This window comes from Acidovorax radicis N35, assembly GCF_000204195.1.
Classification (GTDB): domain Bacteria; phylum Pseudomonadota; class Gammaproteobacteria; order Burkholderiales; family Burkholderiaceae_C; genus Acidovorax; species Acidovorax radicis.
Map to the genome: position 1 here is coordinate 1 of NZ_AFBG01000019.1, position 25615 is coordinate 25615.

Genomic DNA, 25615 nt, shown 5'->3' on the forward strand with positions numbered 1-25615 from the left:
GCAGGCGGTCTGCAGCACGTATTGGCCTAAAGGGAGGATGAGGCCGGTCTGTTCGGCCAGGGGGATGAAGTCGCCGGGGCTGATCATGCCGCGCTGGGGGTGGCGCCAGCGCACCAGGGCTTCTGCCCCCATGAGCTGGGACTGGTGGTCCACGACGGGCTGGTAGTGCACGAGCAGTTCACCCCGGGCCAGGCCCTGGCGCAGGTCGGCTTCCAGGTTGGAGCGGGCGTTGACGGCGGCCTGCATGTTGGGGTCGAAGAAGCGCTGGGTGTTGCGGCCTGCGGCTTTGGCCTGGTACATGGCCAGGTCGGCGCGTTTGAGGAGTTCGTCCACCGTCAGGCGTTCGTCGCCAAAGAGGGTGATGCCGATGCTGGGGGTGCTGTAGTGTTGGGCGCCGTCCAGGTCGAAGGGCTGGTTCAGGCTGGCCAGGAGTTTTTCTGCGACGGTTTCTGCCTGGGTGGCGGCGTCTTGCAGGTCGGGGGCCAGGGCTTCAAGCATGACGACGAATTCGTCGCCGCCAAAGCGGGCGACGGTGTCGGCTTCGCGCACGCTGCCCACCAGACGGGTGGCGACCTGGGCCAGGAGCTGGTCGCCCATGTCGTGGCCCAGGGTGTCGTTGAGGTCCTTGAAGTTATCGAGGTCGATGAACAGCAGGGCGCCGAGGTTTCTGGTGCGCTGGCAGGCGGCGATGGAGCGCTGCAGGCGATCGAGCAGCAGGCGGCGGTTGGGCAGGCCCGTCAAGGCGTCAAAGAAGGCCAGGCGTTCGATCTCTTGTTCTGCTCGCTTTCGGTCCGTGATGTCGCGGCACACGCCCAGCACACCTGTCACGCGGCCATGCAGGTCGCGGATGGGGGTCTTGATGGTTTCGAACTGGCCCTGGTAGCCGTCTTCGGCAAAAGTGAGCGCCTCCTCGTATACCAGGGGCTGCCAAGCCTGCATGGCGCGTTGATCGTATTTGCGAAAGCGTTCGGCCTCAGACGGTGCGACCAGATCAAAATCGTTGCAGCCCACAATCTGCCGCTCCGGCCGGCCTGCAAAACGCTCAAACACGGGGTTCACAGACAGGTAGACACCCTCGGCATCCTTGAGGAACACCATGTCGGGCATGGCATTGACCACGCGTGCAAGGTGCGCCTTCTGGTGGGCCAGTTCCTGCTCGATGCGCTTGAGGTCGGTGAGGTCATAGGCGAACAGCACCACCGCAGGCACGCCCTGGTCCGTCACGGATTCGGGTGCAATGGTGGTGTGGCGGTATTGGGCGCCATCGGGTCCATCGATGCGGTTTTCAAACACGGCTTTCTCGCCCGCGAACGCCTTGTCGAAGTGGGGCTGCATCCGCAGCATCACTTCGGGCGCCAGCACCTCCCGAAGCAGCTGCCCCTGCAACTGCGCAGGTTCGCGGTGCAGCCAGCGGGCCTGCTGTTCATTGACATACAGCACCCGCAGATCGCGGTCCAGGCGCGCGACCCCGCCGGGCACCTGCCTCAGCATATTGGCCATCAGGGCTTCGTGGGCGTGGGCCGCTTCTTCGGCCAGGCGGTGGGCGGTGATGTCGGTCTGCACGCCATCCCACAGCACGCGCCCATCTTCCAGCAGGCGGGGCGACGAACTCAGGTGCATCCAGCGCACCTGGCCATCGGTACGGCGCACGCGGAAAACGGCCTCCAGGCTGGTCATGGTCAGATAGGATTGCCGCTCGGCCTCGCGCAGCCGATCGATGTCTTCGGCCAGCACCTGGCGATACAACACCCGGAAGTCGTCCATGACTTCTTGCACCGTCACCCCGTTGAGCCGCTCGATGGCATCACCCATGTGCACGAAATGCGAGCGACCATCCAGCTCCCGCACCACCTGGAACAACACGCTGTAGGGCAGGTTGCGCCCCAGCATCGACAGGCGCCCTTCACTCTCGCGCAAGCGACGTTCGGCCTCCTGCACGCGGGCGAACGGCATGCGGATGCCCGCATTGAACACCGCCTGATACAGCAGCGCATACGCCACCACCCGCAGCGCGTGTGCCAAAGGCCCGCCCACAGGCGAATGCCCACCCAGCAGGCCCACCGTCAACTCGCCCCCCAGGAAGGCCCCCGCCGCCCAGGCAAACAGCCGCTCGCGCCGACCCGGGCTGCGGTAGAGCCAGACAGCGGCGACGCCCAGCGCCACCACCAACACGAAGGCCAGGTACTGCCGCAACGCGCCGCCAGCCGCCGTGGCAAACCAGCCAGGCAAGGGCCCCATGGCCGAGCCCACCAGCAGCAGCGCCAGCGCACCAGACGCCGCCAGCCAAACCTTGGCCGGGCCTGGCATCATCAGCTTCGCGGCCGTGAGCAACAAGGTCACGACTTCGGCCACGCGCGCCCAGCTGCTGAGCCACAGCGAGATGTTGGCCGTGCCCGGGGGCAGGTGCACCGGTGTGGAATGCGCCAGCATGCCGTGCAGGAAATTGAACGCCGCAGCCACACCAAAACCCGCCACCAGCACGTTAGCCCGCGCCTGCTCGGACATTTCGAGCGTGTGCAGGGACACCGACACCACCAGCAACCCCAGCAGCACCGCCACCAGCTCCATGAAGGGCTCCAGTCCGTGCTGGGAACCTGCCCCTTCCCCCAGCATCTGGGCCAGTGGCACGATGACCAGCGCCAACGCAGCCACCACCAGCACCACCGTGACGGCGGGCGCATCCGCCAGCGACGAACGCGCAGGCGGGGAGCGGTGGGGAGAAGGCAGGGGCGGCATGGACTCAAAGAACAATGGACGGCGCAAGCGGGTGGGGACTATTTCTACCGAGTTCTACATAGCGTCACAAGTGTATCGACGAGTAAGGCGCACGTGTATGGCACGCGGACCGGGTCTCGGCCCGCCTTTGCCTGCCCATTGTTTCGGCATGCCAAGCCTTTCTGCCCACTTTTTTACATTCGTGCCCGGCACCTGTGCTGGCAGCCCCATGCAAAACGGGGCCGAAGCCCCGTTGCCGACGATGGCGGTGCCCTGCCTGTGCACCGCGGGCGGGGGCACCCTCAGCCCTGCAACAACTGGCGCAGCACAAACGGCAGGATGCCACCCGCCTGGTAGTAGTCCACCTCAATCGGCGTGTCGATGCGCAGTGTGACGGTGACTTCCTGGCGCGAGCCGTCCGCGCGGCGGATGACGAGTTGCGCATCGCTTTGTGGTGTGAGCGCCGGGTCGGGCACCACATCGATCACCTCGTTGCCCGTGAGGCCCAATGTCTCCCACGATTCGCCCGCCTTGAACTGCAGCGGCAGCACACCCATGCCCACCAGGTTGGAGCGGTGGATGCGCTCAAAGCTGCGCGCCACCACGGCCTTGATGCCCAAGAGCTGCGTGCCCTTGGCGGCCCAGTCGCGGCTGGAGCCGGTGCCGTATTCCTCACCCGCAAAGATCACCGTGGGCGTTTTTTGCGCCATGTACTGCATGGCGGCATCGAAGATGAACATCTTCTCGCCCTGCAGCGCGCCTTCGTTCTGGAACACGGTCACCCCCCCCTCTTCGCGCGAGCCATCGGCCGTGGGCGGGATCATGAGGTTCTTGATGCGAACGTTGGCAAAGGTGCCGCGCACCATCACGTCGTGGTTGCCCCGGCGCGCGCCGTAGCTGTTGAAGTCGGCCTTCATCACGCCATGCTGCCGCAGCCACTGGCCGGCGGGCGAGCTTTCCTTGATGGAGCCTGCGGGCGAGATGTGGTCGGTGGTGATGGAGTCACCAAACAGCGCCATGATGCGCGCGCCGATCACCGATGGGAGTTGGGTACCATTTTGGCCTCCAGCGCTTGATGGGTCTGCGCTAGCAGCTCCTTTTTCAAGAGCAAACTGGGCAAAAAACGGTGGCTCGGCAATGTAGGTGCTGGCGGGCCAGGTGTAGGCGGTGCCGCTCACGCCCAAAATCTTCTCCCACAGCTTGCCGGGGTCGGTGGCAACCTTGGCGTAGTTTTCGCGGAAGGCCTTGCCGTTCATGGCGAACTTGAGCAGGGCGTGGACTTCGTCGCTGGTGGGCCAGATGTCGCCCAGGTAGATGTCCTTGCCGCCCTTGCCCTTGCCGACCGGCTCGGTCATCAGGTCCTTGAGCACCGTGCCCGCGATGGCATAGGCCACCACCAGCGGCGGGCTGGCCAGGAAGTTGGCCTTGAGGTTGGGGTGGATGCGCGCCTCGAAATTGCGGTTGCCCGACAGCACGGCCGCGCAGATCAGGTCGTTGCTGGTGATGGCCTCGTTCAGCTCGGGCGTGAGGTCGCCCGCATTGCCGATGCAGGTGGTGCAGCCGTAGCCCGCCAGTGCAAAGCCCAGCTTTTCCAGGTAGGGCAGCAGGCCCGTCTGCGTGAGGTATTCGGTGACGATGCGCGAGCCGGGCGCGAGCGATGTCTTGATGTGCGGCTGCACCTTGAGCCCGGCCTCCACCGCCTTCTTGGCCAGCAGGCCGGCAGCCAGCAGCACGCTGGGGTTGCTGGTGTTGGTGCAGCTGGTGATGGCGGCAATCAGCACGTCACCGTTGCCCACCGTGGGGTCGGCACCTTTGGTGGGCATGACGGCCGTGGCGTCGGCGTGGGCTGTGGCCAAAGCGGGCTTGTTGCTCTCCATCTCGGCCAGGGAGCGCGGCGCACCGGCAGGAGCGGGCTTGTCCTTGGGCGCTGCGCGCTGCACCACGTCCTGGCCCCGGTGAATATGGTGGCGGGTGTGCAGCAGTTCGGCCGGGCGGTTGAATCCATTTTGTGCATTGGGCTTGCTGAACAGGTCGGCAAACTGGCTGCTGACCTTGCCCAGCTCGATGCGGTCCTGCGGGCGCTTGGGGCCTGCCAGGCTGGGGGAGACGCTGCCGAGGTCGAGTTTGACGACCTGCGAATAGTCCACCTCGCCCGCCAGCGGCACACCGAACAGGCCTTGGGCCTTGAAGTAGGCCTCAAACGCTTCGATCTCGCCCTTGGTGCGGCCCGTGCCCTGGAAGTAGTCGATGGTCTTCTCGTCCACCGGGAAGAATCCCATGGTGGCGCCGTACTCGGGCGCCATGTTGCCAATGGTGGCCCGGTCGGGCAGCGCCAGGGTGCGGGTGCCCTCACCAAAAAACTCGACGAACTTGCCCACCACCTTGTGCTGGCGCAGCAGCTCGGTCACGGTGAGCACCAGGTCGGTGGCCGTCACGCCTTCGCGCAGCTGGCCGGTCATCTCAAAGCCCACCACATCGGGGGTGAGGAAGTACACAGGCTGGCCCAGCATGGCGGCCTCGGCCTCGATGCCGCCCACGCCCCAGCCCACCACGCCGATGCCGTTGATCATGGTGGTGTGGCTGTCGGTGCCCACCAGGGTGTCGGGGTAGTAGACGTTGTCCTTGCGCTTGTGCACCCCACGCGCTAGGTATTCGAGGTTGACCTGGTGCACGATGCCGAAGCCCGGTGGCACCACGCCAAAGGTGTCAAAGGCCTGCATGCCCCACTTCATGAACTCGTAGCGCTCGCGGTTGCGCTGGAATTCAAGCTTCATGTTCAGGTCGAGCGAATTCTTCTTGCCGTAGTGGTCGACCATGATCGAGTGGTCCACCACCAGGTCTACGGGCACCAGCGGCTCGATCTTCTTGGGGTTCTTGCCCAGCTTCACGGCCACGCTGCGCATGGCGGCCAGGTCGGCCAGCAGCGGCACGCCGGTAAAGTCTTGCAGCACCACGCGCGAGACCACGAACGGGATCTCGTCCTTGCGGTCTGCATTGGGCGCCCAATGGGCCAACTCCTTGACATGCTCGGCCGTCACCTTGCGGCCATCGCAATTGCGCAGCACCGATTCGAGCACGATGCGGATCGATACGGGCAAGCGGCGGATCTGGGGGAACTGTTTGGCCAACGCGGGCAGCGAGTAGAACTGGCCTTCTTTGCCAGACGCTGTCTTGAAACTCTTGAGGGTGTTGGCAAACGCGTGGCGGGCGGGCTTGGGCGACAACTTGCGTGATACGGCCATGGCGAACTCCTGTGAAAGGCGACAAGGCCTATTCTGGCAGTCCTGCATGACGGTGCAATCGTGGGGCTATGCGAGCCCTGCCCCCAGGCCCCTGCGGCGTGGTCGGGGTGTCCGATCCACGCCGCTCGTGTCCGATATCTGCATCAAAAATGCCCCTGGCGCTTGATGGACAAGCGTATTAAGCTATATTTTCAGGAGCAAATAATCGATGCCCCTCAAGCCGCAGCCCACGTTGGCAGGCGGCGCACCCCCATCCACTGCAGTTCTGCCAGCATGGCCACCGACACCACATGCACCAACAGATAGGCCTGGCCCAGCAAGGTGGGCGTGAGCGTGGAGCCCAGCAGCAGCGCCAGGCTGGCCAGCGCCCAGGCAAAGTTGCCCACGATCAGCACCCACAGCCAGCCTCGGGGCATGGGCTCGGACCGCGCAATCGCAATGGCCAAGGCGGCGTAGCCCAGCAGCATGGCGCCCGTCACCTGCAGCAGCCCGGGCGGCAGGCCCAGCCACTCGGCCAGGGGCGCTGTCAGCAGCAGGTGCAGGGCGCCGAGCAGAACCCCCGTGGAGGCATCGAACCAGACCACGGCACGCAGGAATCGGGGGGAGGACATCAGCTTGAACATGGAAAGCTCCTTGGTTGAGGAAGAAAGAAGGCTCCATCGTTCCCGCCCTGGCGCACCGCGTCGATGACCTGCCAGGTAATGGCCCGTGCGCAGTTTGCGCCTAGGATGGCAGCCATGACCTCCACCGCCCCTTCATCGCACCGCTCCCCGCGCCATCCCTTGCCGCACCGCGTGGCACCGGCGGGGCCCACCTCGTTTGGCGACCACCTGCGCACCTGGCGCCAGCAGCGGCACCTGAGCCAGCTGGAGCTGGCCGACGAGGCGGACATCTCCACGCGCCATGTGAGCTTCATGGAAACCGGCCGCACCAACCCCAGCCGCGACATGGTGCTGCGCCTGTGCGAACGCCTGGCCATCCCGCTGCGCGAGCGCAACGCCCTGCTGGTGGCCGCCGGCTACGCCCCCATGTACCGCGAACGCGCGCTGGACGACCCTGCGCTGGCCGCGGCGCGCCAGGCGGTGGAACTGGTGCTCAAGGGCCACGAACCCTGCCCCGCCATTGCCCTCGACCGCTGCTGGAACGTGGTGGCCACCAACCGCGCCGCGCTGGCCCTGCTGTCTGCCCACGTCAGTCCAGAACTGCTGGCGCCCCCCGTCAACGTGTTCCGGCTGAGCCTGCACCCCCAGGGGCTGGCGCCACGCATCGCCAATCTGGCGCAGTGGCGGGCGCACCTGTTTGAACGCCTGCGCCAGCAGATACAGGCCACGGCCGACCCCGCACTGATCGCACTGCAGGCGGAACTGCAGCAATACCCCGCCCCGGCTGAATCCGATGCCCTGGTATTGGCGGGTGAAATGCTGGGTGTGGTAATGCCGTTCTGCTTTGAGAGCGTGCACGGAATGCTCTCGCTCATCAGCACCACCACGATATTCGGAACGCCGGTGGATGTGACCCTGCAGGAACTGGCCGTGGAGTCATTCTTTCCGGCCGATGATTTCACGGCGCAGGTATTGCGCAAGATCGCCCACGAAAACACTCAGAGTGCAGAAGGCTGAGCACAATCCCATGCGCCGTCGAAGTGCATTCATTGCCCGCCGCGCAAAACCAAGGGTTGCACATGCCGGACAACGGATTCCTTGAAGCGCCCTGCAGTACCGATAAATCCCGAGACTGCACATGAACCCACCGCGCAGGCCCTCGTCGCCCCCCTGCATGCAACCTGTGCAGCAAATGAGGCCGTTCGGCTTTCTATCTTTTCGTCGCGCCTTGCCCCAATAGCCAGGCAATAAAAAACCCGCAGAAGCGGGTTTTTTGAGGGTACGGGGCGAAAGCGCTTAAATCACAAACTTTTCGCGGTTTTCGTTTTGAATCCACTTCGGCGCCTTGCCACGGCCCGTCCAGGTTTCACCAGTGGCGGGATTGCGGTACTTGGGAGCCACCTTGGTGCCCGCGGTGGAACTGCGCCCCGTCTTGCCAGCCGCCTTACCAGCAGGGAACACGTCCTGGGCGGTCAGACCATATTCGGCCACCAGTGAACGGACCTGCGACACAGCGTCCGACAGTTCCCGGCGCCGGGCTTCGCTGATTTGTTGCTCAAGGGCTTCGCGCTGCTTCAACAGTTCTTTGTAGCTGGTCATGGTGTCTGGATTTTAGATAAGGGTGAAAGACAGGCTAATTATAAGAATAATGTGCCGTTTTTGTGCAAGCGCTTTCAGAATTTCATTCAAAATTCTTTGCATTAACCCCAAGGCACCATATTGATGCAGGGTTTCTGTCTGGCTGGGTACCCGGGTATTGATGCTTGCTTCAGGCAGCAGGGGTTCCGCCTTCTGGCTGGGCCAATACCTTGTCGATGCGCTTGCCGTCCAGTGCCAGCACTTCAAATATCCAATCCGCGCACCCAATGCGCTCGCCCACTTCGGGCAAATGCCCCGTTTCAGCCATCAAAAGGCCCGCCAGCGTGTTATAGCGGCCCCGGTCCTCGCCGGGTAAATCGCGAATATCCAGGCGCGCCTTGAGTTCCGTCACCGGCATCAGGCCGTCCAGCAGCCAACCCCCGTCGTCACGCTGCAAGGCCCAGGCGTCGGCGTCGGCCCCGGGCTGCAATTCACCGGTAATGGCTTCCAGTAAATCGCGCGGGGTCATGATGCCCTGCACCACGCCATATTCATCCACCACAAACACCATGCGCCCGGAGCGCGCCCGAAACTGCTCCAGCAGCTCCATGCCACTGAGGGTCTCAGGCAGGAACGCGGCTGCCTGCGCATGCTGGTCCAGGGTGCCTTCTGCCTCGGCGCCCAGTTCCAGCAAGCGCGCCACGCTGAGGAGGCCCACCACATCATCCAGCGACCCGCGGCACACGGGGTACCAGGAATGCGCCCCGTGCACCCCGCCACTGCCCGCATTGCGCAGCCCCTCGGCCACCGAAAGACTGGCATCCAGCCAGCGAACGTCGGTGCGCGGCACCATGAGCGAGGTCAGGGGCCGGTCATCCAGGCGGAACACGTTTTTCACCATCTGGTGCTCATGGTGTTCTATCACCCCCGCATCGCGCCCTTCTTCCAGGCTGGCCACGATCTCCTCTTCCGTCACCGAACGCCCCGCCTGGTTGTCCACCCGCAGCAGGGTGAGTACGCCCTGGGTCGAGAGCGAGAGCAAGCGCACGAACGGCCTTGCCACCCTGGCCACCCACGTCATGGGGCGCGCCACCAATCGGGCCACGGGCTCGGGATAGAGCTGGCCAATGCGCTTGGGCACCAGTTCGCCAAACACGATGGTGACAAAGGTGATGAGGGTGACCACCAGCGCCGTCGCCGTGATGCTGGCGGCGCGGTCCGGCATGCCCATCAGCTGCAGCCAGAAACCCAGGTCATCGCTGAACGCGGCCTCGCCGATGATGCCGTTGAGCATACCGATGGACGTGATGCCCACCTGCACGGAGGAGAGGAACTGCGTGGGGTTGTCGAGCAGCGCCAGAGAAGCCTGCGCCCCTTTGTCCCCTGTCTCGGCCATGGTGACCAGGCGCGACTTGCGGCTCGACGCCAGGGCAAGCTCGGACATTGCAAACACGCCGTTGAGCAGGGTCAGCAGCGCGATCAGCAGAAAATCCATGCTTCACTCAATAAGATCACCATGGCACTTTACTGTATCGGCGACATCCAGGGCTGCGACGCCGCACTGGGCCGCCTGCTGGACACCATCGGCTTTTCTGCCAGCCGCGACACGGTCTACCTGCTGGGCGACCTCGTGAACCGGGGCCCCGACTCGGCCGCCGTGCTGCGCCGCTGCATGCGCCATGGCGACACCATCCGATGCCTGCTGGGCAACCACGACCTGCACCTGCTGGCCGCCGCACACGGTGCGCGCAAGCCCTCGCGGCGCGACACGCTGGGCACGGTGCTGGATGCCCCTGACCGCGCTGCGCTGCTTGACTGGGTGTGCCAACAGACCCTGGCCCGCGCCCACAAGCATGCCGGGCAGACGCTGCTCATGGTGCATGCGGGAGTGCTACCCGCCTGGTCTGCCGCAGATACCCTCGCGTATGCAGATGAAGTGCACGCGGTATTGCGCGGCCCCGGCCTGCCCGGTTTTCTGCACGCGATGTACGGCAACACTCCCGACCACTGGAGCGACGACCTGACCGGCGCGGATCGCCTGCGGGTGATCGTGAACGCGCTCACCCGGCTGCGCTTTTGTTCGGCCGACGGCGTGATGGATTTTGAAAGCACCGAAAGCGCCAGCGCCGCGCCACCGGGCCTCCTGCCCTGGTTCGACGTGCCGGGGCGGAGCACAGCCGGCACGTTGATGGCCTTCGGTCACTGGTCCACGCTGGGCTGGCTCAACCGCAGCGATCTGCTGGGGCTGGACACGGGCTGCGTGTGGGGCGGCTGCCTGAGCGCCGTGCGCTTTGGCGCGACGCTTGCGGAACGGGAGCTGCTGCAGGTGCACTGCGAGCAGGCCCAGGCCCCGGGCTGAACCGCAGCAGACTCAAGACGGCACAGGCTCCAGCAGGGCCGACATGGCCGCAGACTGCCAGATGCCGCCGTCCTGCCCGGCGATCAGCACGGCCAGCCCCGGCATGCGCTGCGCCATGGCCCTGCCCGCCCGCGGGCCCTGCACCATCAGCGCGGCGCCCAGGCCGTTGACGGCCGCGACATCCCGCGCCACCAGGCTCACGCCATGCACGCCCGATGCCGGGCGCCCGGTGCGCGGATTGAGCACATGGTGCTGGCGCTGACCTTCGTGGAAGAAATAACGCTCATAGTCGCCCGACGAAGCCACCACACCGGTGCCCGCCACGGCCACCACACCCAGCAGACGCTCGGGAGACCGCGGGTCGCGAAGCCCCACACGCCAGGGTCGGCCCTGCCACAGCCCTTGGGTCAGCACATCGCCACCGCCGTTGATCATGGCGTTCTCGACACCCTCGGAGCGCAACATGTTCATGCCGGCTTCCAGGATCGGTAGTTTGGCGATGCCGCCCAGGTCCAGCGCCATACCCTGGCGGGCCAGGAAGGCAGTGCCTGCTGCCACATCCAGCACCAGGCCGCGCGTATCCACCAGCGGCAGTTGCCGCGCGATCTCGCTGGCGCCGGGCACCACCTTTTCGCCAGGGCCAAAGTTCCAGGACTTGAAAGCCCCCACGGTCACATCAAAGGCCCCACGGCTTGTTGCCGACACACGCTGCGCGCTCTGCAGCACCGCCATGACCTCGGCCGGAACCATCACTGGCGTCACGCCCGCAGCCAGGTTGATGCGACTGACCACGCTGCGTGGCTGGTAGCGGCTCATGAGCGCCTCCAGCCTCTGCATCTCTGCATAGGCCCGGTCCATGGCGCGGCGCAGCTGCGGGCCATCAACGCCCTCCACCGCCATATCCACCTGCGTGCCCATCAGGGGACGCGAGCTGCGTTCAGACACCACCCGAGCGCCCGCTGACGCGCCAACACCCCAGACCGCACCACCCAGCAAGGGCAACGCCATCACCATGCGACGGCGCGACAGACCGTGGGGGGGCAGAGAAGCTTGCTGCATGGCGCCTCCGCTCAGAGCGACTTGTCGGCCATGTAATCCACGGCAGCCTTGACCTCGGCGTCGGTCAGGTTGGCAGAGCCCCCCTTGGCGGGCATCATGCCCTTGGCCCCGGTAAAGCCCTCGATCGCGTGCTTGTACATCGTGTCCTTGCCCTGGGCGATGCGTGGGCCCCAATCGGCCTTGTCGCCCGGCTTGGGGGCACCGGCCACGCCAGCGGCATGGCACATGGCGCAGGTCTTGCCAAAGACGCTCTTGCCCAGTTCATTTTCTGCGGCAGCCGGAGCGGCGGGGGCCGTTGCGGGCGCTGGGGCTGTCACCGCAGCGGGTGCAGCAGCCGGCGTGGGCTCCGACTTCTTGTCGCCACAACCGGCCAGCAGTGCGGCCAAGATCGCTACGGCGACCATCACGGTTTTCTTTTGCATCGCATACATCCTGTTCTTGGGGATTAACAAATATCTGAGAGGGCCTGCGACTGCGCGCGAAATACGGAGAAATGCGTCCAGGACCTGGCCTGGAGAAACCCTAGGGGCACTGCACAGGCACTGCTTCAGACCGGTGCATTGACTGTAGGTGCAAGAGGCACTTTTGGGCAGATGCGGGCCCCTCCAAAGCATGATCCAGATCAAATTGATTCATATTACGTGAATCTATTATCCATGCCATGCAAAGCCATCACACCCTGCGAACACTGCGCCTTTGGGTGCTGGCGTGGTTTGTGATGGCGCTGGGTGCAGCGGTGGCTTCGCCGCTGGTAGCGCCACGGGGCATGGAGCTGGTCTGCTCTGGCTCTGGCACCGGTGGTGTCCGGCTGGTGGTGAAGACCGCCGAAGGCCTGGTGGCGGCAGATGCCATCGGCCTCGATTGCCCTTTGTGCCTGGCAGCCGACACGCCACCCCCCCCCCCGCTCGCAGCAACCACCACTGCCGCAGCCCCCACCTTCCAGCCCCGTTTTCACACACCACTTTCCGCACGCACAGAGGTGGCGCTCAGCCCCCCTGCACGCGCACCACCCCTTTTCAACTGAGCGATCCCAAAGAGGAAAACCATGACCGAGAGAAAAGACAGTTCCCTTCCCACTGCTGGCCTGGGCCGACGCAGTTTCATCAACACGGCCGCCCTGGTCGGGCTGACCGCAGGCGTCGCCGCCTGCAACGAAAAGCCCAGCGCCGCCACACCAGCGGCCCCGGCACCGGCAGCCCCTGCGGCCGGCCATTCCGCCACGGGCGCCAACCCGCACCTCAAGCCCGGCGAGCTGGACACCTACTACGGCCTCTGGAGCGGTGGCCACACGGGCGACATGCGCGTGCTGGGCCTGCCGTCGGGCCGCGAGATCACACGCATCCCCTGCTTTGTGCCCGACGCACTGGTGGGCTGGGGCATCACCAACGAATCCAAGGCCATCATGGGCACCAAGCCCGATGGCAGCCTGAAGTACACGGTGGCCGACACCCACCACACCCATGCCTCGTACAAGGACGGCAACTACGACGGCCGCTACGCCTGGATCAACGACAAGATCAACAGCCGCATCGCGCGCATCCGCCTCGACTATTTCATCTGCGACAAGATCACCGAACTGCCCAACGTGCAGGGCTTCCACGGCATCTTCCCGGACAAGGCCGACCCGGTGGACCCCGCCATCAACTACACCACGCGCGTGTTCTGCGGCGGCGAATTCGCCATTCCCCTGCCCAATACAGGCACGGAAGACTCGGGCAAATACCGCTCCATGTTCAGCTGCGTCGATGCAGAAACGATGGAAGTGCGCTGGCAGGTGCTGATCGACGGCAACTGCGACCTGGTCGCCACGTCGTACGACGGCAAGCTGGCCGCCACCAACCAGTACAACGTGGAGATGGGCGCGAAGTACGAGGACATGATGTCCGCCGAACGCGATGCCTGCCTGTTCTTCAACGTGGGCCGCATCGAGGCCGCCGTGAAGGCTGGCAAGTTCAAGACCATCGGCACCAGCAAGGTGCCCGTGGTGGACGGCACGCACGAAGCCAACAAGGACCCCAAGACGGCCCTCACCGCCTATGTGTCGGTGCCCAAGAACCCGCACGGCGTGAACGCCAGCCCCGATGGCAAGTACTTCATCTGCGCCGGCAAGCTGTCGCCCACCGGCACCGTGATCGAGCTGGCCAAGGTGCTGGACTATTTCGAGGGCAAGCTCGAAAAGCTGGACTCCGCCATCGTGGCTGAGGTGGAGCTGGGCCTGGGCCCGCTGCACACCGCGTTTGACGGCCGTGGCAACGCCTACACCACCCTCTTCCTGGACAGCCAGGTCGTGAAGTGGAACGTGGAGGCCGCCATCAAGTTCCACGCGGGCGACAAGACCGCCAAGTACGTGGTGGACCGCCTCGATGTGCAATACCAGCCGGGCCACTTGAACGCCTCGCAGTCCGAGACCAAGGCCGCCGACGGCAAGTTCCTGGCCGTGGGCTGCAAGTTCTCCAAGGACCGTTTCCTGCCCGTGGGCCCGCTGCACCCCGAGAACGAACAGCTCATCGATATCTCTGGCGAAAAGATGGTGCTGATGGCCGATCACCCCGTGCGCGGCGAGCCCCATGACTTCATCATCTTCAAGCGCGACCTGGTGCGCCCCAAGCAGGTCTACACGCTCGACGAGTTCCCGCTGGCGGTCAAGGACCCCAAGGAGTCCGGCGTGTTCCGCAGCGGCAAGAAGGTCACGGTGAAGATGACCTCGCAAGCCCCGGCCTTCAGCCTGCGCGAGTTCAAGCTCAAGAAGGGCGATGAGGTCACGCTGATCCTGACCAACCTGGACAAGATCGAAGACCTGACGCACGGCTTCGCGATCCCGAATTACAACGTGAACTTCATCGTGAACCCGCTGGAGACCAAGTCGGTGAGCTTCGTGGCCGACAAGCCCGGTGTGTTCTGGTGCTACTGCACGCACTTCTGCCATGCGCTGCATTTGGAAATGCGCACTCGGATGATCGTGGAGGGGTGATAGGGCGATCCCCCTGAGGCGCTGCGCGCCTTCCCCCTTCTCTCGGCTTCGCCGGGAAGGGGGACGATGCACTCGCTGCGGGGCGGCCCTTGCTCTGCATCCCTGGCCTGGGGCGCGCCAGTTGCGACGACTGCGCTCCACTTCGCATCATATTGGCCGCTAGCGCTTGATGAATAAGCGCTAGCAGCTATCAAAAAGATAGTCCCATGATTTCCCTCCGTCGGCAGTTCGCCACGCTTCTTCTGGTCTTGTTGGCAGCACTTTGGCTGGCGCCGCGCGCGCATGCTGCGGCAGGCGCCTACGAGGCCGAACTGCCTGCGGAACTCTCTACCGCGCGCGACATGTGCGCGCTGGTGCCGTGCAAGGACGTGTTTCCCGGCGCCAGCCATTTCTCTGAACGCAAGGGCCAGCCGCCCTACGTAGAGGCTTACGACAACGACAGCGCGCAAAAGAAGCTGCTGGGCTACGTGATGCTCTCCACCGACATCACGGACACCCCTGCCTACTCGGGCAAGCCCGTGGTCACGCTGATCGGCATGGACACACAAGGCCGCTTCGTGGGCGTGAAGGTGCTCAAGCATTCCGAGCCCATCCTGCTGCTGGGCATTCCCGAATCCGCGCTGCTGAAATTCAACGCCCAGTACCTGGGCAAGTCGGTGGCCGACAAGATCGAGGTGGGCCAGTCGCGCCCCGATGAGAACGTGCTGGGCCTCGACGCCATCTCGGGCGCCACCGTCACCGTCATCGCGCAGAACCAGGTCATGATGGCCTCGGGCTCGGCCGTGGCGCGGCAGGTGGGCATCCTCGCGCCCACGGTGCGCGAGCCCGCACGCTATGCCGAAACCGGCAAACGCCTGACCTGGGCTGAGCTGGTGCAACAAGGCACCGTACAGCGCCTGCGGGTGCTGCCCGAACAGGTGGGCCTGGACAAAGGCCCCGACCCGTTCATCGAGCTGTGGTTTGGCGACCTGAACCACCCCGACATTGGCAAGAGCCTGCTGGGCGAGAACGGCTGGAACAACCTGCGCCTGCAGCTCAAGGAGGGCGAACACGCCTTCTTCATCGTCCGCACCGGCGGCAAGGAATCGTTCAAGGGCTCGGGCTTCGTGCGCGGCGGCATCTACGACCGCGTGCAGGTGCGCCAAGGCGCGGATTCGTTCACCTTCCGCGACCTGGACGCGCTCAACCTGTACGGCATCGAGGCCGCAGGCGCACCCAGCTACAACGAGTCGGTCATCTTCATCATCCGCTCGAGTGCGTTCTCGGCGGCCTATCCGTGGAAGCTGAGCTTTCTGGGCAACCGCGTGGACCGGGCCACGGGCACGCGCAGCTTCACCAGCTTTGACACGCCCTACTGGCTGCCCGCCGCCATGCTGCAAGGCGGGCGCCCCACCATCAACGAGCCCGACGCCCCCTGGGTGCGCGTGTGGAAGTCGCGCGCGCTGGAGATTGCACTGTTCGCCGTGCTGCTGGTCGCCGTGAGCGTGGTGTACGCCCTGCGCGAGAAGCTCACCCGCCTGTCCACCCACAAGAACAAGTGGCCCGTCAACGCCTTCAAGTACAGCTTCTGGGCCCTCAGCATTGGCTGGATCGGCTTTGGCGCCATGGCGCAGCCCTCCATCACGCAGGTGCTGACCTGGTTCCATTCGCTGCTGTTCCAGTGGACCTGGTCGCTGTTCCTGTCCGACCCGTTCATCTTCCTGTTCTGGATCTTCATCATCGTCACCGTGTTCCTGTTCGGGCGCGGGCTGTTCTGCGGCTGGATGTGCCCGTTCGGCTCGCTGCAGGAGGGCATCTACAAGATCGCACGCGCCCTGGGCCTCAAACGCTTTCAGACCCAGCTGCCGCAAAAGTGGCACGACCGGCTCAAGTGGATCAAGTACGCGGTGTTCTTCGGGTTGCTGGTGGTTTCGATGTTCTCGATGGGACTGGCTGAGAAGCTGGCCGAGGTGGAGCCGTTCAAGACCACCTTTCTCGTCGGTGTGCTGAACCGCGCCTGGCCCTACAGCCTGTTTGTGGCGGCCATCCTGGGCGTTTCGATCTTCATTGAGCGGCCCTATTGCAAATACATCTGCCCACTGGGCGCCTCGCTGGCCATGCCCAGCACGTTCCGCTGGTTTGGCCTCAAGCGCAAGCAGGACTGCAACAGCTGCAAGGCCTGCGCCGTGGGCTGCGGTGCACAGGCAATTGACGCCGATGGCCGCATCGACCACCGCGAATGCCTGCACTGCCTGGACTGCATGATTCTCTACACCGACACCAAGGGCTGCCCGCCCCTGGCCAAGGAACGCAAGCGCCGCGAGAAAGATGGTCTGGAAATCACGCCCATCGGCAAGAACGGCTATTTCATCCCGATCCACCCTGCCACGGTGCAGGACCAGATCTCGGCCAAGGCCGCCAAGGGGCCCGACCCACGCATGCCCACAACGCCTGCACACCCCGCCCACAAGGCTGGAAGCCAAGGCCTGCGCTGGATCTGGCTGGAGCTGGTGGACCACCTGTGGCCCTGGAGCCGCGAAGGCTGGGCGTCGCGGCGCGCGCTGCAGATCGCGGGCTTCTCGCTCGCCGTGGCCGCCAGCGTGGCCTGGGTGATGACAGCCCTGGGCACATTGTCTTCGGGCGCCATCATCGGCTGGTGGTTTGGCTGGAGCGTGTACGAGGTGCTGATCCGCCTGTCGGGCAAGCGCTATGTGAAGGACGGCCCCTGGTGGCGCGACCAGTACCGCCGGGCGGGCATGATGGACATGCTGAGCTACGTGGGCTTCAAGAACCTGCTGATCGGCGCAGCACTCTTCCTGGCCATCAAGGCCGTGGTGGGATTGGCGTGATGAAGCCCCCCCTTGCTGCCACCGCATTCACCGCATTCGTGGCGCTGGCTGCGTGCCTGCTGGCCCTGCCCGCCCACGCTGCCACCGTGCAGGTGCGCCCCGGGCAAGACCTGCAAGCTGCCATCCAGGCCGCCAAACCGGGCGACACGGTGGAGGTGCTGCGTGGCGCCTACCGCGTGAACCTGCGCATCGACAAGGCCCTGACCCTGCGCGGCATCGACCGCCCCACGCTCAGCGGCGGCCAGGCGGGCGACACCATCCGAGTCACCGCGCCCGACGTGGTGATCGAAGGCCTGATCGTGCGCGACTCGGGCACCAGCCTCAAGGACCAGAACGCGGGCATCTACATCTTCCCTGGCGCGCACCGCGCCGTGGTCCGCCACAACGACCTCACCTACAACCTGTTCGGCCTGTGGATCGAGAAGGCCAACGACGTGCAGGTGCTGCACAACACCATCACCGGCCTGCGCGACGTGGGCTCGTCGCAGCGTGGCAACGGGGTGCAGCTGTACAACACCACGGGCGCGCGCATCGAGGGCAATCACATCAGCTTTGTGCGCGACGCGCTGTATGTGGATGTATCGCACCACGCCGTGTTCCGGGGCAACCGACTGCACCACAGCCGCTACGGCACGCACTACATGAACTCCTACTACAACCTGTGGGAAGACAACGACACCTACTACAACCGGGGCGGCCTGGCGCTGATGGAAGTGCGCGACCAGGTGGTGCGCAACAACCGCGCGTGGGGCAACAGCGACCACGGCATCATGCTGCGCACCATGCAGGACTCGGTGATCGAGAACAACGTGGTGGCCGAGAACAACCGGGGCTTCTTCATCTACGACGTGGAGTACGTCACCCTGCGCGGCAACCTCGTCACACGCAACACCGTGGGCGTGCACCTGTCCGCAGGCTCCACCCGCAACAAGGTTGAAGGCAACGACTTCATCGGCAACCGCGAGCAGGTGCGCTATGTGGGCACCCGCGACGAGCGCTGGGGCACCGAAGGCGGCAACCACTGGAGCAACTACCTGGGCTGGGACCGCGACGGCAACGGCGTAGGCGATGTGCCCTACGAAGCCAACGACATGGTGGACCGCCTGACCTGGCGCCACCCCGCCATCAAGCTGCTGCTGGCCAGCCCCGCCGTGCAGGCACTGCGCCTGGTGGGCCAGCAATTTCCGGTGCTGCGCGTGCCCACCGTGGTGGACCCCAAGCCCCGCATGCAACCGAACCAACCCCAACGGAATTTTCAGCGTGACACGCAACCCTCCCCCCATTGACCTGAGCGAGCCCCCCGCCATCGAGGTGCGGGGCGCGCACAAGCACTACGGCGCACTGCACGCCGTGGACGGCATCGACCTGCGCATCGCGCGCGGCGAGATCTTTGGCCTCATCGGCCACAACGGCGCGGGCAAGAGCACGCTGTTCAAGATGATCCTGGGCCTCACGCCCGCCACCTCGGGCGAGATCCGGGTGGGCGGCGCCACGGTGCAGGGCCGCGACTTTCGTGCCGCCCGCCGCCACCTGGGCTACCTGCCCGAGAACGTGGTGCTCTACGACAACCTGAACGGGCTGGAGACACTGCGTTTCTTCGCCCGCCTCAAGGGTGCGCCCCTCACGCAATGCCCCGCGCTGCTGGAACGCGTCGGCCTGGCCCACGCGGGCAACCGCGCCGTGCGCGAATACTCCAAGGGCATGCGCCAGCGCCTGGGGTTTGCACAGGCCCTGCTGGGCGAGCCCCAGGTGCTGCTGCTCGACGAGCCCACCAACGGCCTGGACCCGCAGGCCATCCGCGACTTCTACGCCACGCTGCGCGAGCTGCAAGCGGGTGGCGTGACCATCGTCATCACCTCGCACATCCTGGCCGAACTGCAGGAGCGCGTGGACCGCTTGGCCATCCTGGCCTCCGGCAAGCTGCAGGCCCTGGGCAGCGTGCAGGCACTGCGCGAGCAGGCGCACATGCCGCTGACCATCCACCTCACGCTGGCTGCGGCCGACCGGCCTGCCGCGCTGGGGCTGCTCTCTGCAGTGCCCGGCGTCACCGGGACGGAAACGCCGGAAGGCCTGCATGTGGACTGCCCGCGCGGCAGCAAGATGGCCGTGCTGGGTGCGCTGGCACCGCTGGGCACCGCGCTGCAGGACCTGCAGATCCAGGAACCCTCGCTTGAGGATGTGTACTTCGACCTGCGCAAGGGCTAGCCATGGAATTCCAACAAATCTTCACCATCGCGGGCAAAGAGTTCCGCGACCGCATGCGCAACCGCTGGGTGCTGGCCGTGGCGCTCGTGTTCACCGTGTTCTCGCTGGCCATCGCCTACTTTGGCGGCGCGCAGCAGGGCACGGTGGGTTTTCGCTCCATCGAGTTCACCATCGCCAGCCTGGTCAGCCTGGTGATCTACCTGATCCCGCTGATCGCGCTCCTGCTGGGCTTTGACGCCATCGTGGGCGAGCGCGAGCGCGGCTCGCTCGATCTGCTGCTGTCATTGCCCATCACGCGGCTGGAGCTGCTGCTGGGCAAGTACCTGGGGCTGGCGGCGGCGCTTACGCTCTCGACGCTGGCGGGGTTCGGCCTGGTGGCGGTGTTGCTGGTCCGGCAGTTCAGCGGGGCTGCGCTGTTCCACTACGGCGGCTTCATGATCAGCTCGGTGCTGCTGGGGCTGGCGTTCCTGAGCATGGCGGTGCTGCTCTCGGTGCTCACCCACGAACGCACACGCGCCTCAGGCCTGGCGATTGCCGCCTGGTTCTTTTTTGTGCTGGTGTTTGACCTGCTGCTGCTGGGCGCCCTGGTGGCCACGGGCGGCAGTGTGGGCGGCGAGGCCATGGCCTACCTGCTACTGCTCAACCCGGCCGACGTTTTCCGCATCCTCAACGTGTTCTCGCTCGACGACGTGCGTACCCTGTACGGCCTGACCAGCATCGTGCCCCCTGCCCTGGCCAAGCCATGGCTGATGGGCGCGGTGATGGCGGGCTGGATCGTGGTGCCCCTGGGCCTGGCGAGCTGGAGATTCAAGCCATGACGAAAAAATCCCACAACCAATACCAATGCGCGTGCGCCACACGGCGCCAACTGCTGGGCTGGGCGGCCCTCGCATCGCTGGGCACGCTCACGGGCCTGACCGGCTGCAGCCAGGCGGACAACAGCGCGCAGTCCCTGAAACCCGTGGAGATCGACCGCACCACCAGTTGCGAACTCGACGGCATGCTGCTGGCCGACTACCCCGGCCCCAAGGCGCAGGTGCATTTCGCGGGGCAGGACAAGCCCTCGTTCTTTTGCGACACGGTGGAACTGTTCAGCACCCTGCTGGCCGGCGAACAGGTCCGCGCCGTGCAGGCCATGTACGTGCAGGACATGGGCCAGGCCGACTGGAATGCACCACAGGGCCACTGGATCGACGGCAAGACTGCCCTCTACGTGGTGGGCGGCAAGCGCCACGGCTCCATGGGCCCCACCATCGGCAGCTTTGCGCAAGAGGCCGACGCGAAAAAGTTTGCTGCTGAATATGGCGGCAAGGTGCTGCGCTTTGCCGAGATCACGCCCGCCATGGTGGACCTGAGCGGCGGGGCACTGCACGACACGCGGATGTAAGCCGCCCATGCCTGCGCTGATGCCCCACCCACGCGCCACCACCCGGCGCACCGCGCTCGCAGCCCTGCTGCTGGGCTCGGCAGGCCTGGTGGCATGGCAATGGCCCCAGCACACCCCGCCCCGCCCCTCCGGCAACGCGGCCCTGGAGGGGATTGGCGACGATGTGTGTGTGGTGGCGCCACCCACGCCCTACGACCCTGCGCTGGGCCAGCCCCTGGCCGCTGCGCGCGAGGTGCCCGCCGACGCGCGCTGCCCGGTGTGTGGCATGTACCCGGCACGCGCACGGGCGTGGGCGGCGCAGGTCATTTTTGCGGACGGGGACGCCTACTTTTTCGACTCGCCGCTCAGCCTCATGCTGTACCTGGGCAACGTGGCCCACTACACGCGGGGCCGCACGGCCGAAGCCATCGTGGCCCGGTATGTGACCGATACCGGTACGGGTGGTTGGCTGAACGCGCAGGAGGCGGTGTATGTGACAGGGTCTTCGGCCATGGGGCCGATGCGGGCGGGCAATCTGCCCGCCTTTGCCGATGCGGAGGCTGCGCTGCGGTTTGCGCAGCAGCGTGGGGGGCGGTCCGTGCCCTTCGGCGCCATCGACGCACCCCTGCTGCGCGGGCTGGCCCCGAACCTCCGGGCCGACCACCGTCGGCATTCAGGCTGAGGATGATTCAATTGCTATCAAAAATATAGCAATCAGCGCTTATCCATCAAGCGCTACAGGCCTGAAAAGGCCTGATTTTGACTATTGCACCGAGGTTTCTGGCTGGGCAGCCTTGAACAGTGCGGCCACCTTGCGCTTGGGCTTGATGTTGGCGGAGATGCTGCTGCGTTGTGCAGACTTGGCAGCCTCCCAGGCAGGCGCTGCATCTGCAGCGGCGCTGGCCTCATACGGCTTCTCAAAGAAGGGATCGCGCGAGGCAACGGCCGGGCGGAAGCCACGGTGCTGTTCACGCGGCTCGCGGGATTCGCGGCCACCACGGTGTTCGCGTTCACGTTCGCGGCGCGGGGCCGCCGAGATGGCATCGCGTCCATCGCCCGTCTCGCCGGCTTCGCGCCAGGCGCGGCGGCCGTCGTTGATGCGGCCACGGGGCTGGTCTTCTTCGTATTCGATGGCTTCGAGTTCGATCTTCTTCTTGATCAGCTTCTCAATGTCGGCCACCAGGCGGGCATCGCTGCCCGACACCAGCGTGACCGCCAGGCCCGACGCGCCCGCACGGCCCGTGCGGCCGATGCGGTGCACGTAGTCTTCGGCGTTGAACGGCACGTCGAAGTTGAACACGGCCGGCACGTCCTTGATGTCGAGGCCACGCGCGGCCACATCGGTACACACCAGCAGATCGACCTCGCCGCTCTTGAAGGCTTCGAGCGCCTTCAGGCGCTCGTCCTGGCTCTTGTCGCCATGCAGCGCGGTGGTCTTGAGGCCCTCACGCTCCAGGCTGCGCGCCAGGCGTGCACAACCGAGCTTGCTGTTCACGAAGATGAACGCCTGCTTCAAACCCCGGGTCTTGAGCACCTGGTGGATGGCACGGCGCTTGTCGTCATCGTTGGCGCTGTAGAAGCGCTGCTCCACGGTGGAGGCCGTTTCGTTCGGGCGGGCCACCTCGATGGTGATGGGGTTTTGCAGGTAGCTGCTGGCCAGGCGCTTGATCTCGGGCGAGAACGTGGCACTGAACAAGAGCGTGGTGCGCTGCTTGGGCAGGTAGCTCAGGATGCGCTGCAGGTCGGGCAGAAAACCGATGTCCAGCATGCGGTCCGCCTCGTCGAGCACCACGTACTCGACCTGGTTGAGCACCGCGTTCTTGGCTTCGATGTGGTCCAGCAACCGGCCTGGGGTGGCCACCAGCACTTCGACGCCTTTTTTCAGCTCGATGGTCTGGGGCTTCATGTCCATGCCGCCAAACACCACGGTGCTGCGCAGCTTGGTGTACTTGGCGTACAGCGCGATCTGCTGGGCGACCTGGTCGGCCAGCTCCCGCGTGGGCAACAGCACCAGGGCACGCACGGGGTGGCGGGCCGGGGATGTGGAGCTGCTTTCGTGCTTGAGCAGGCGTTGCAGCAGAGGCAGCGAGAAAGCCGCCGTCTTGCCGGTGCCCGTCTGGGCTGCGCCCATCACGTCTTGCCCTGTGAGCACCACCGGAATGGCCTGCTCCTGGATGGGCGTCATGGACTCGTAGCCCATTTCGGCTACGGCGCGCGCGAGCGGTTCAGCCAGCGATAGATTGGAAAAGGAACTTGTCATTTAGCCCTCTATTGTCGCACCGGTGGCCCAAAAAGCGATTTTTTGCAGTTTGGGCGTGGTACATGGCGCGTCTTTCTGACCAACACACTTCCACCAGGAACTATTATTTTTATAGCTATCAGCGCTTATCCATCAAGCGCCAGGGACAATTTTTATTCAAAACTTACTCCAGCACAGCCCGCAATTGGCGTGTGGTCACGGCCAGGCGCCTCGCCCCGATCTGGGCGAGGTTATTCATCACCGTGAGCGCCGCCTCGGGGTATTGCCGGGCCCAGGCATCAAAGTGCGCCCGCGACAGGCGGACCAGGTGCGCAGACCCCCGTTCAGAACCCGCACAGGCGCTGCGCGCAGCGCCGTTGAGGAACGCCATCTCGCCAAACGCCATACCCGGCCCGACCGTGGCCAGGCGCAGCCCCTTGTCGGGCGGCCACTGGGTCACCAGCGTGACGTGGCCCGACTTCACCACCAGCAGGTCGTGGTCGGTGTCGCCCGCCCGGAACACCACCCCGTGGGGCGGCACGGCCAGGGGTTCCAGCACAGCCATCAGGGCCTCGGCCGCCGCCCGGGGCACGCCCTCGCCAATCTCACCGAGCAGATCCCTTTCTGGCCGGGCGGGGCGTTGCTCAATGGGGCGCTGCGAGAGGATGCCGGCCTCGGCCCACTCCAAGGCACGGTCCAGGTCGGCAAAGGCGCGCACGTGGTCGCCCGCATGCTCGGCGGCCATCGGGTCGAGCGCCGCCACGGCAGCAGCAATGCCCTGCTGGCCCAGGTCGCGCACCAGCGCTCGCAACTGCGCCAATGCCGTGCTGTCCCAGGCGGGCACGCGGCCCGCATCCAGAATCACCCAGCGGTGGCGCGGCTGCAGCAGCAAACGCACCTGCTCGGCCAGATGGGCCGCCACGCCGAACGACATCACGCCCTGCAGCTCAAACACCGCCACCTGGTTCATGCGCGGCACCAGCCAGGTGTCCGACCCCGCCCGGCGCAGCCGGCGTGAGCGCAGTTCGCCATCCAGCCGCACATGGCGCAGCACCTTGGCGGCGGAGTCGTGCAGCAACACAAAGGTGGCCACCACCAGACCCGCCACCAGAGCCCCCACGCCGCCCATCACGGCAAACACCAGCGCCACCAGCCAGCTCTGCGCCCAGGTCACCCGCGAGCGTTGCGCGTAGCGCAGCGACCACATGAGGCCCGGTACCTGCATAAGACCTGCCAGCACCAGCCCACCCGCCAGGCAGGCCATGGGCACCCAGTGCAGCCACCAGGCGCCCGTGACCGCCACGCCGAGCATGATGCCGGCATGCCAGCGCGGTGCATCGCGAGACGGGCCCGCCTGCGCCAGCACGATGCGCGAGCGCGATGCACTGGTCGATGCGGGAATCATCCCCGCCAGCCCGCACAACACGCCCAGCAGGCTCTCGCGGCGCAAGGTCAGGTTGGCGTTGCTGCGCAGGCCATGGTCCAGCTCCAGTTCCTGGTTGAAAACCAGAATCTCAAGGCTGTTGACCAGCGCCATCAACAGCGCCAGCACCACCAGGTCCGACCCGTGCTGCTGCGCCAGTGCCATCCAGGGAACGCCCGTCCAGTCCGGCCACAGCGGGCCGGCAAACTGGCTGGGCTGCACGGCGGCAGCGAACACATCCCCCAGCCCACCACCCCACAGCCCCGCCACCGCCACGGCCAACGCCACCAGGACCACGGCCGACAGCAGCCCCGGCATCCGGGGCCAGCGCCAGCGCAGCCCCCAGGCCAGCCCCACCACGGCCGCCGCCGCCAGCAGGTGCCAGCCGGTGCGGGCGTCCCACAGGGCGTCGGGCCCCGCACCGAAGCCGTTGCGCACCTGCCCCACCACCATCGACAACCCTACCCCGGCCGCAAAGCCATGCGTGACCGAAACGGGCAGGAACCGCGCCACCGAGGCCAGCCGCAGCACACCCAGCAGCCACTGGAAAACAAACGCCAGGGCCACCGTGGCCCCGCTCACGGCCAGCACCTGGCGCGCACTCAGCCCCAGCGCAGGGGCCGCACCATGGGCGGTGGCCAGCACGGCCGCAAACAGCAGCGCCACCACGGTCGTGGGCGCGTAGACAACACCCGCACGCGGCACCACCAGCGTCAGCAACAGGCCCGGCAAGGCCGCCGACCACAACGCCAGCGCGGCAAGGGAATGCTCGCCCGCCAGGGGCGCAAAGGCCAGCAGGCCCAGGCCCACCGCGTGGGGCACCGTGACCGCCGCAGCCGACCACGCGGCCGCCGCGCCCGAGGCACGCTGCGCAGGCAGGCTGGTGACCTCGCTCGACCGGGGTTCAGACACTGGCGCCAGCGGTGCGGGCCGGGATGGATGTGGGGACGACATGGACAAGTCCAGACCAAGAGCACTTTGACGATCTAGGAAACCCCAGGGACGGGCTGTGCCGCAGCCACGCCCCT

At 65.8% G+C, this 25615-nt stretch carries 19 protein-coding genes; 10 read left to right on the top strand and 9 right to left on the bottom strand.

Annotated elements, in window-relative coordinates; genetic code table 11:
* The 3 genes from ARADN35_RS26160 to ARADN35_RS0109860 all read right to left on the bottom strand — a co-directional run.
* On the bottom strand, positions 1-2736 hold a 2736-nt coding region (locus ARADN35_RS26160; RefSeq protein WP_050812491.1), incomplete at its 3' end, for a diguanylate cyclase domain-containing protein.
* Between the two features lie 281 nt (positions 2737-3017).
* On the bottom strand, positions 3018-5957 hold the full coding sequence (locus ARADN35_RS0109855; RefSeq protein WP_010461583.1) for an aconitate hydratase: 2940 nt from the start codon (positions 5955-5957) through the stop codon (positions 3018-3020).
* Positions 5958-6172: 215 nt separating this feature from the next.
* Positions 6173-6580, bottom strand: coding sequence for a hypothetical protein (locus ARADN35_RS0109860; RefSeq protein ID WP_010461585.1), 408 nt, complete (start codon positions 6578-6580; stop codon positions 6173-6175).
* 114 nt (positions 6581-6694) lie between these two features.
* Here ARADN35_RS0109860 and ARADN35_RS0109865 point away from each other — a divergent pair, with 114 nt between their 5' ends.
* Positions 6695-7576, top strand: coding sequence for a helix-turn-helix domain-containing protein (locus ARADN35_RS0109865; protein ID WP_010461587.1), 882 nt, complete (start codon positions 6695-6697; stop codon positions 7574-7576).
* Between the two features lie 279 nt (positions 7577-7855).
* Here the strand turns inward: ARADN35_RS0109865 and ARADN35_RS0109870 are convergent, their stop codons facing one another.
* Together ARADN35_RS0109870 and ARADN35_RS0109875 are read right to left on the bottom strand one after the other, a co-directional pair.
* Positions 7856-8158, bottom strand: coding sequence for an H-NS histone family protein (locus tag ARADN35_RS0109870; RefSeq protein WP_010461589.1), 303 nt, complete (start codon positions 8156-8158; stop codon positions 7856-7858).
* Between the two features lie 169 nt (positions 8159-8327).
* Positions 8328-9632 (bottom strand): hemolysin family protein, encoded by a 1305-nt coding sequence (locus tag ARADN35_RS0109875; protein WP_010461596.1) that lies wholly within the window; start codon positions 9630-9632, stop codon positions 8328-8330.
* A 21-nt stretch (positions 9633-9653) separates the two neighbouring features.
* Between ARADN35_RS0109875 and ARADN35_RS0109880 the strand changes: the two genes are divergently transcribed.
* Complete coding sequence (locus tag ARADN35_RS0109880; RefSeq protein WP_010461598.1) at positions 9654-10496, top strand: symmetrical bis(5'-nucleosyl)-tetraphosphatase; 843 nt, start codon at positions 9654-9656, stop codon at positions 10494-10496.
* A gap of 12 nt (positions 10497-10508) precedes the next feature.
* On the opposite strand, the gene ARADN35_RS0109885 is transcribed toward ARADN35_RS0109880, so the two are convergent.
* Entirely contained in the window at positions 10509-11555 is a 1047-nt protein-coding gene (locus tag ARADN35_RS0109885) for an FAD:protein FMN transferase (RefSeq protein ID WP_035197094.1), read from the bottom strand.
* An 11-nt stretch (positions 11556-11566) separates the two neighbouring features.
* A complete protein-coding gene (locus tag ARADN35_RS0109890; RefSeq protein ID WP_029413842.1) occupies positions 11567-11977 on the bottom strand; it encodes a c-type cytochrome in 411 nt (136 codons plus the stop codon).
* A gap of 239 nt (positions 11978-12216) precedes the next feature.
* Here ARADN35_RS0109890 and ARADN35_RS0109895 point away from each other — a divergent pair, with 239 nt between their 5' ends.
* The 8 genes from ARADN35_RS0109895 to ARADN35_RS0109930 all read left to right on the top strand — a co-directional run bounded on the left by ARADN35_RS0109895 (position 12217) and on the right by ARADN35_RS0109930 (position 21607).
* Positions 12217-12579: a DUF2946 family protein gene (locus tag ARADN35_RS0109895; RefSeq protein ID WP_010461604.1), complete on the top strand. Its 363-nt coding sequence runs from the start codon at positions 12217-12219 to the stop codon at positions 12577-12579.
* Between the two features lie 21 nt (positions 12580-12600).
* Positions 12601-14526: a TAT-dependent nitrous-oxide reductase gene (nosZ, locus tag ARADN35_RS0109900; protein WP_010461606.1), complete on the top strand. Its 1926-nt coding sequence runs from the start codon at positions 12601-12603 to the stop codon at positions 14524-14526.
* A 206-nt stretch (positions 14527-14732) separates the two neighbouring features.
* The gene (locus tag ARADN35_RS0109905) at positions 14733-17354 is read left to right on the top strand and encodes a NosR/NirI family protein (protein ID WP_010461608.1); all 2622 of its coding nucleotides are present in this window, start codon (positions 14733-14735) and stop codon (positions 17352-17354) included.
* On the top strand, positions 17354-18640 hold the full coding sequence (locus ARADN35_RS0109910; RefSeq protein ID WP_010461610.1) for a nitrous oxide reductase family maturation protein NosD: 1287 nt from the start codon (positions 17354-17356) through the stop codon (positions 18638-18640). Before ARADN35_RS0109905 ends, ARADN35_RS0109910 begins: the two co-directional genes overlap by 1 nt.
* Positions 18615-19559, top strand: coding sequence for an ABC transporter ATP-binding protein (locus ARADN35_RS0109915; protein WP_010461612.1), 945 nt, complete (start codon positions 18615-18617; stop codon positions 19557-19559). Before ARADN35_RS0109910 ends, ARADN35_RS0109915 begins: the two co-directional genes overlap by 26 nt.
* Positions 19560-19561: 2 nt before the next feature.
* Positions 19562-20377 (top strand): ABC transporter permease, encoded by an 816-nt coding sequence (locus ARADN35_RS0109920; protein ID WP_010461614.1) that lies wholly within the window; start codon positions 19562-19564, stop codon positions 20375-20377.
* Positions 20374-20946 carry a nitrous oxide reductase accessory protein NosL gene (locus tag ARADN35_RS0109925; RefSeq protein ID WP_010461620.1) on the top strand — a complete coding sequence of 191 codons (573 nt, stop codon included), beginning with the start codon at positions 20374-20376 and terminating at the stop codon, positions 20944-20946. Before ARADN35_RS0109920 ends, ARADN35_RS0109925 begins: the two co-directional genes overlap by 4 nt.
* 7 nt (positions 20947-20953) lie before the next feature.
* On the top strand, positions 20954-21607 hold the full coding sequence (locus tag ARADN35_RS0109930; RefSeq protein ID WP_010461625.1) for a nitrous oxide reductase accessory protein NosL: 654 nt from the start codon (positions 20954-20956) through the stop codon (positions 21605-21607).
* Positions 21608-21688: 81 nt separating this feature from the next.
* On the opposite strand, the gene ARADN35_RS0109935 is transcribed toward ARADN35_RS0109930, so the two are convergent.
* Complete coding sequence (locus tag ARADN35_RS0109935) at positions 21689-23185, bottom strand: DEAD/DEAH box helicase (protein ID WP_010461626.1); 1497 nt, start codon at positions 23183-23185, stop codon at positions 21689-21691.
* Positions 23186-23348: 163 nt separating this feature from the next.
* On the bottom strand, positions 23349-25541 hold the full coding sequence (locus ARADN35_RS0109940; RefSeq protein WP_244265886.1) for a SulP family inorganic anion transporter: 2193 nt from the start codon (positions 25539-25541) through the stop codon (positions 23349-23351).
* Between the last annotated feature and the right edge of the window lie 74 nt (positions 25542-25615).

Bases quoted from the DNA above. Each gene is read 5' to 3' on its own strand.
- ARADN35_RS0109855 (WP_010461583.1), bottom strand. From the start codon at position 5,957: ATGGCCGTATCACGCAAGTTGTCGCCCAAGCCCGCCCGCCACGCGTTT.
- ARADN35_RS0109860 (WP_010461585.1), bottom strand. From the start codon at position 6,580: ATGTTCAAGCTGATGTCCTCCCCCCGATTCCTGCGTGCCGTGGTCTGG.
- ARADN35_RS0109865 (WP_010461587.1), top strand. From the start codon at position 6,695: ATGACCTCCACCGCCCCTTCATCGCACCGCTCCCCGCGCCATCCCTTG.
- ARADN35_RS0109870 (WP_010461589.1), bottom strand. From the start codon at position 8,158: ATGACCAGCTACAAAGAACTGTTGAAGCAGCGCGAAGCCCTTGAGCAA.
- ARADN35_RS0109875 (WP_010461596.1), bottom strand. From the start codon at position 9,632: ATGGATTTTCTGCTGATCGCGCTGCTGACCCTGCTCAACGGCGTGTTT.
- ARADN35_RS0109880 (WP_010461598.1), top strand. From the start codon at position 9,654: ATGGCACTTTACTGTATCGGCGACATCCAGGGCTGCGACGCCGCACTG.
- ARADN35_RS0109885 (WP_035197094.1), bottom strand. From the start codon at position 11,555: ATGCAGCAAGCTTCTCTGCCCCCCCACGGTCTGTCGCGCCGTCGCATG.
- ARADN35_RS0109890 (WP_029413842.1), bottom strand. From the start codon at position 11,977: ATGCAAAAGAAAACCGTGATGGTCGCCGTAGCGATCTTGGCCGCACTG.
- ARADN35_RS0109895 (WP_010461604.1), top strand. From the start codon at position 12,217: ATGCAAAGCCATCACACCCTGCGAACACTGCGCCTTTGGGTGCTGGCG.
- nosZ (WP_010461606.1), top strand. From the start codon at position 12,601: ATGACCGAGAGAAAAGACAGTTCCCTTCCCACTGCTGGCCTGGGCCGA.
- ARADN35_RS0109905 (WP_010461608.1), top strand. From the start codon at position 14,733: ATGATTTCCCTCCGTCGGCAGTTCGCCACGCTTCTTCTGGTCTTGTTG.
- ARADN35_RS0109910 (WP_010461610.1), top strand. From the start codon at position 17,354: ATGAAGCCCCCCCTTGCTGCCACCGCATTCACCGCATTCGTGGCGCTG.
- ARADN35_RS0109920 (WP_010461614.1), top strand. From the start codon at position 19,562: ATGGAATTCCAACAAATCTTCACCATCGCGGGCAAAGAGTTCCGCGAC.
- ARADN35_RS0109925 (WP_010461620.1), top strand. From the start codon at position 20,374: ATGACGAAAAAATCCCACAACCAATACCAATGCGCGTGCGCCACACGG.
- ARADN35_RS0109930 (WP_010461625.1), top strand. From the start codon at position 20,954: ATGCCTGCGCTGATGCCCCACCCACGCGCCACCACCCGGCGCACCGCG.
- ARADN35_RS0109935 (WP_010461626.1), bottom strand. From the start codon at position 23,185: ATGACAAGTTCCTTTTCCAATCTATCGCTGGCTGAACCGCTCGCGCGC.
- ARADN35_RS0109940 (WP_244265886.1), bottom strand. From the start codon at position 25,541: ATGTCGTCCCCACATCCATCCCGGCCCGCACCGCTGGCGCCAGTGTCT.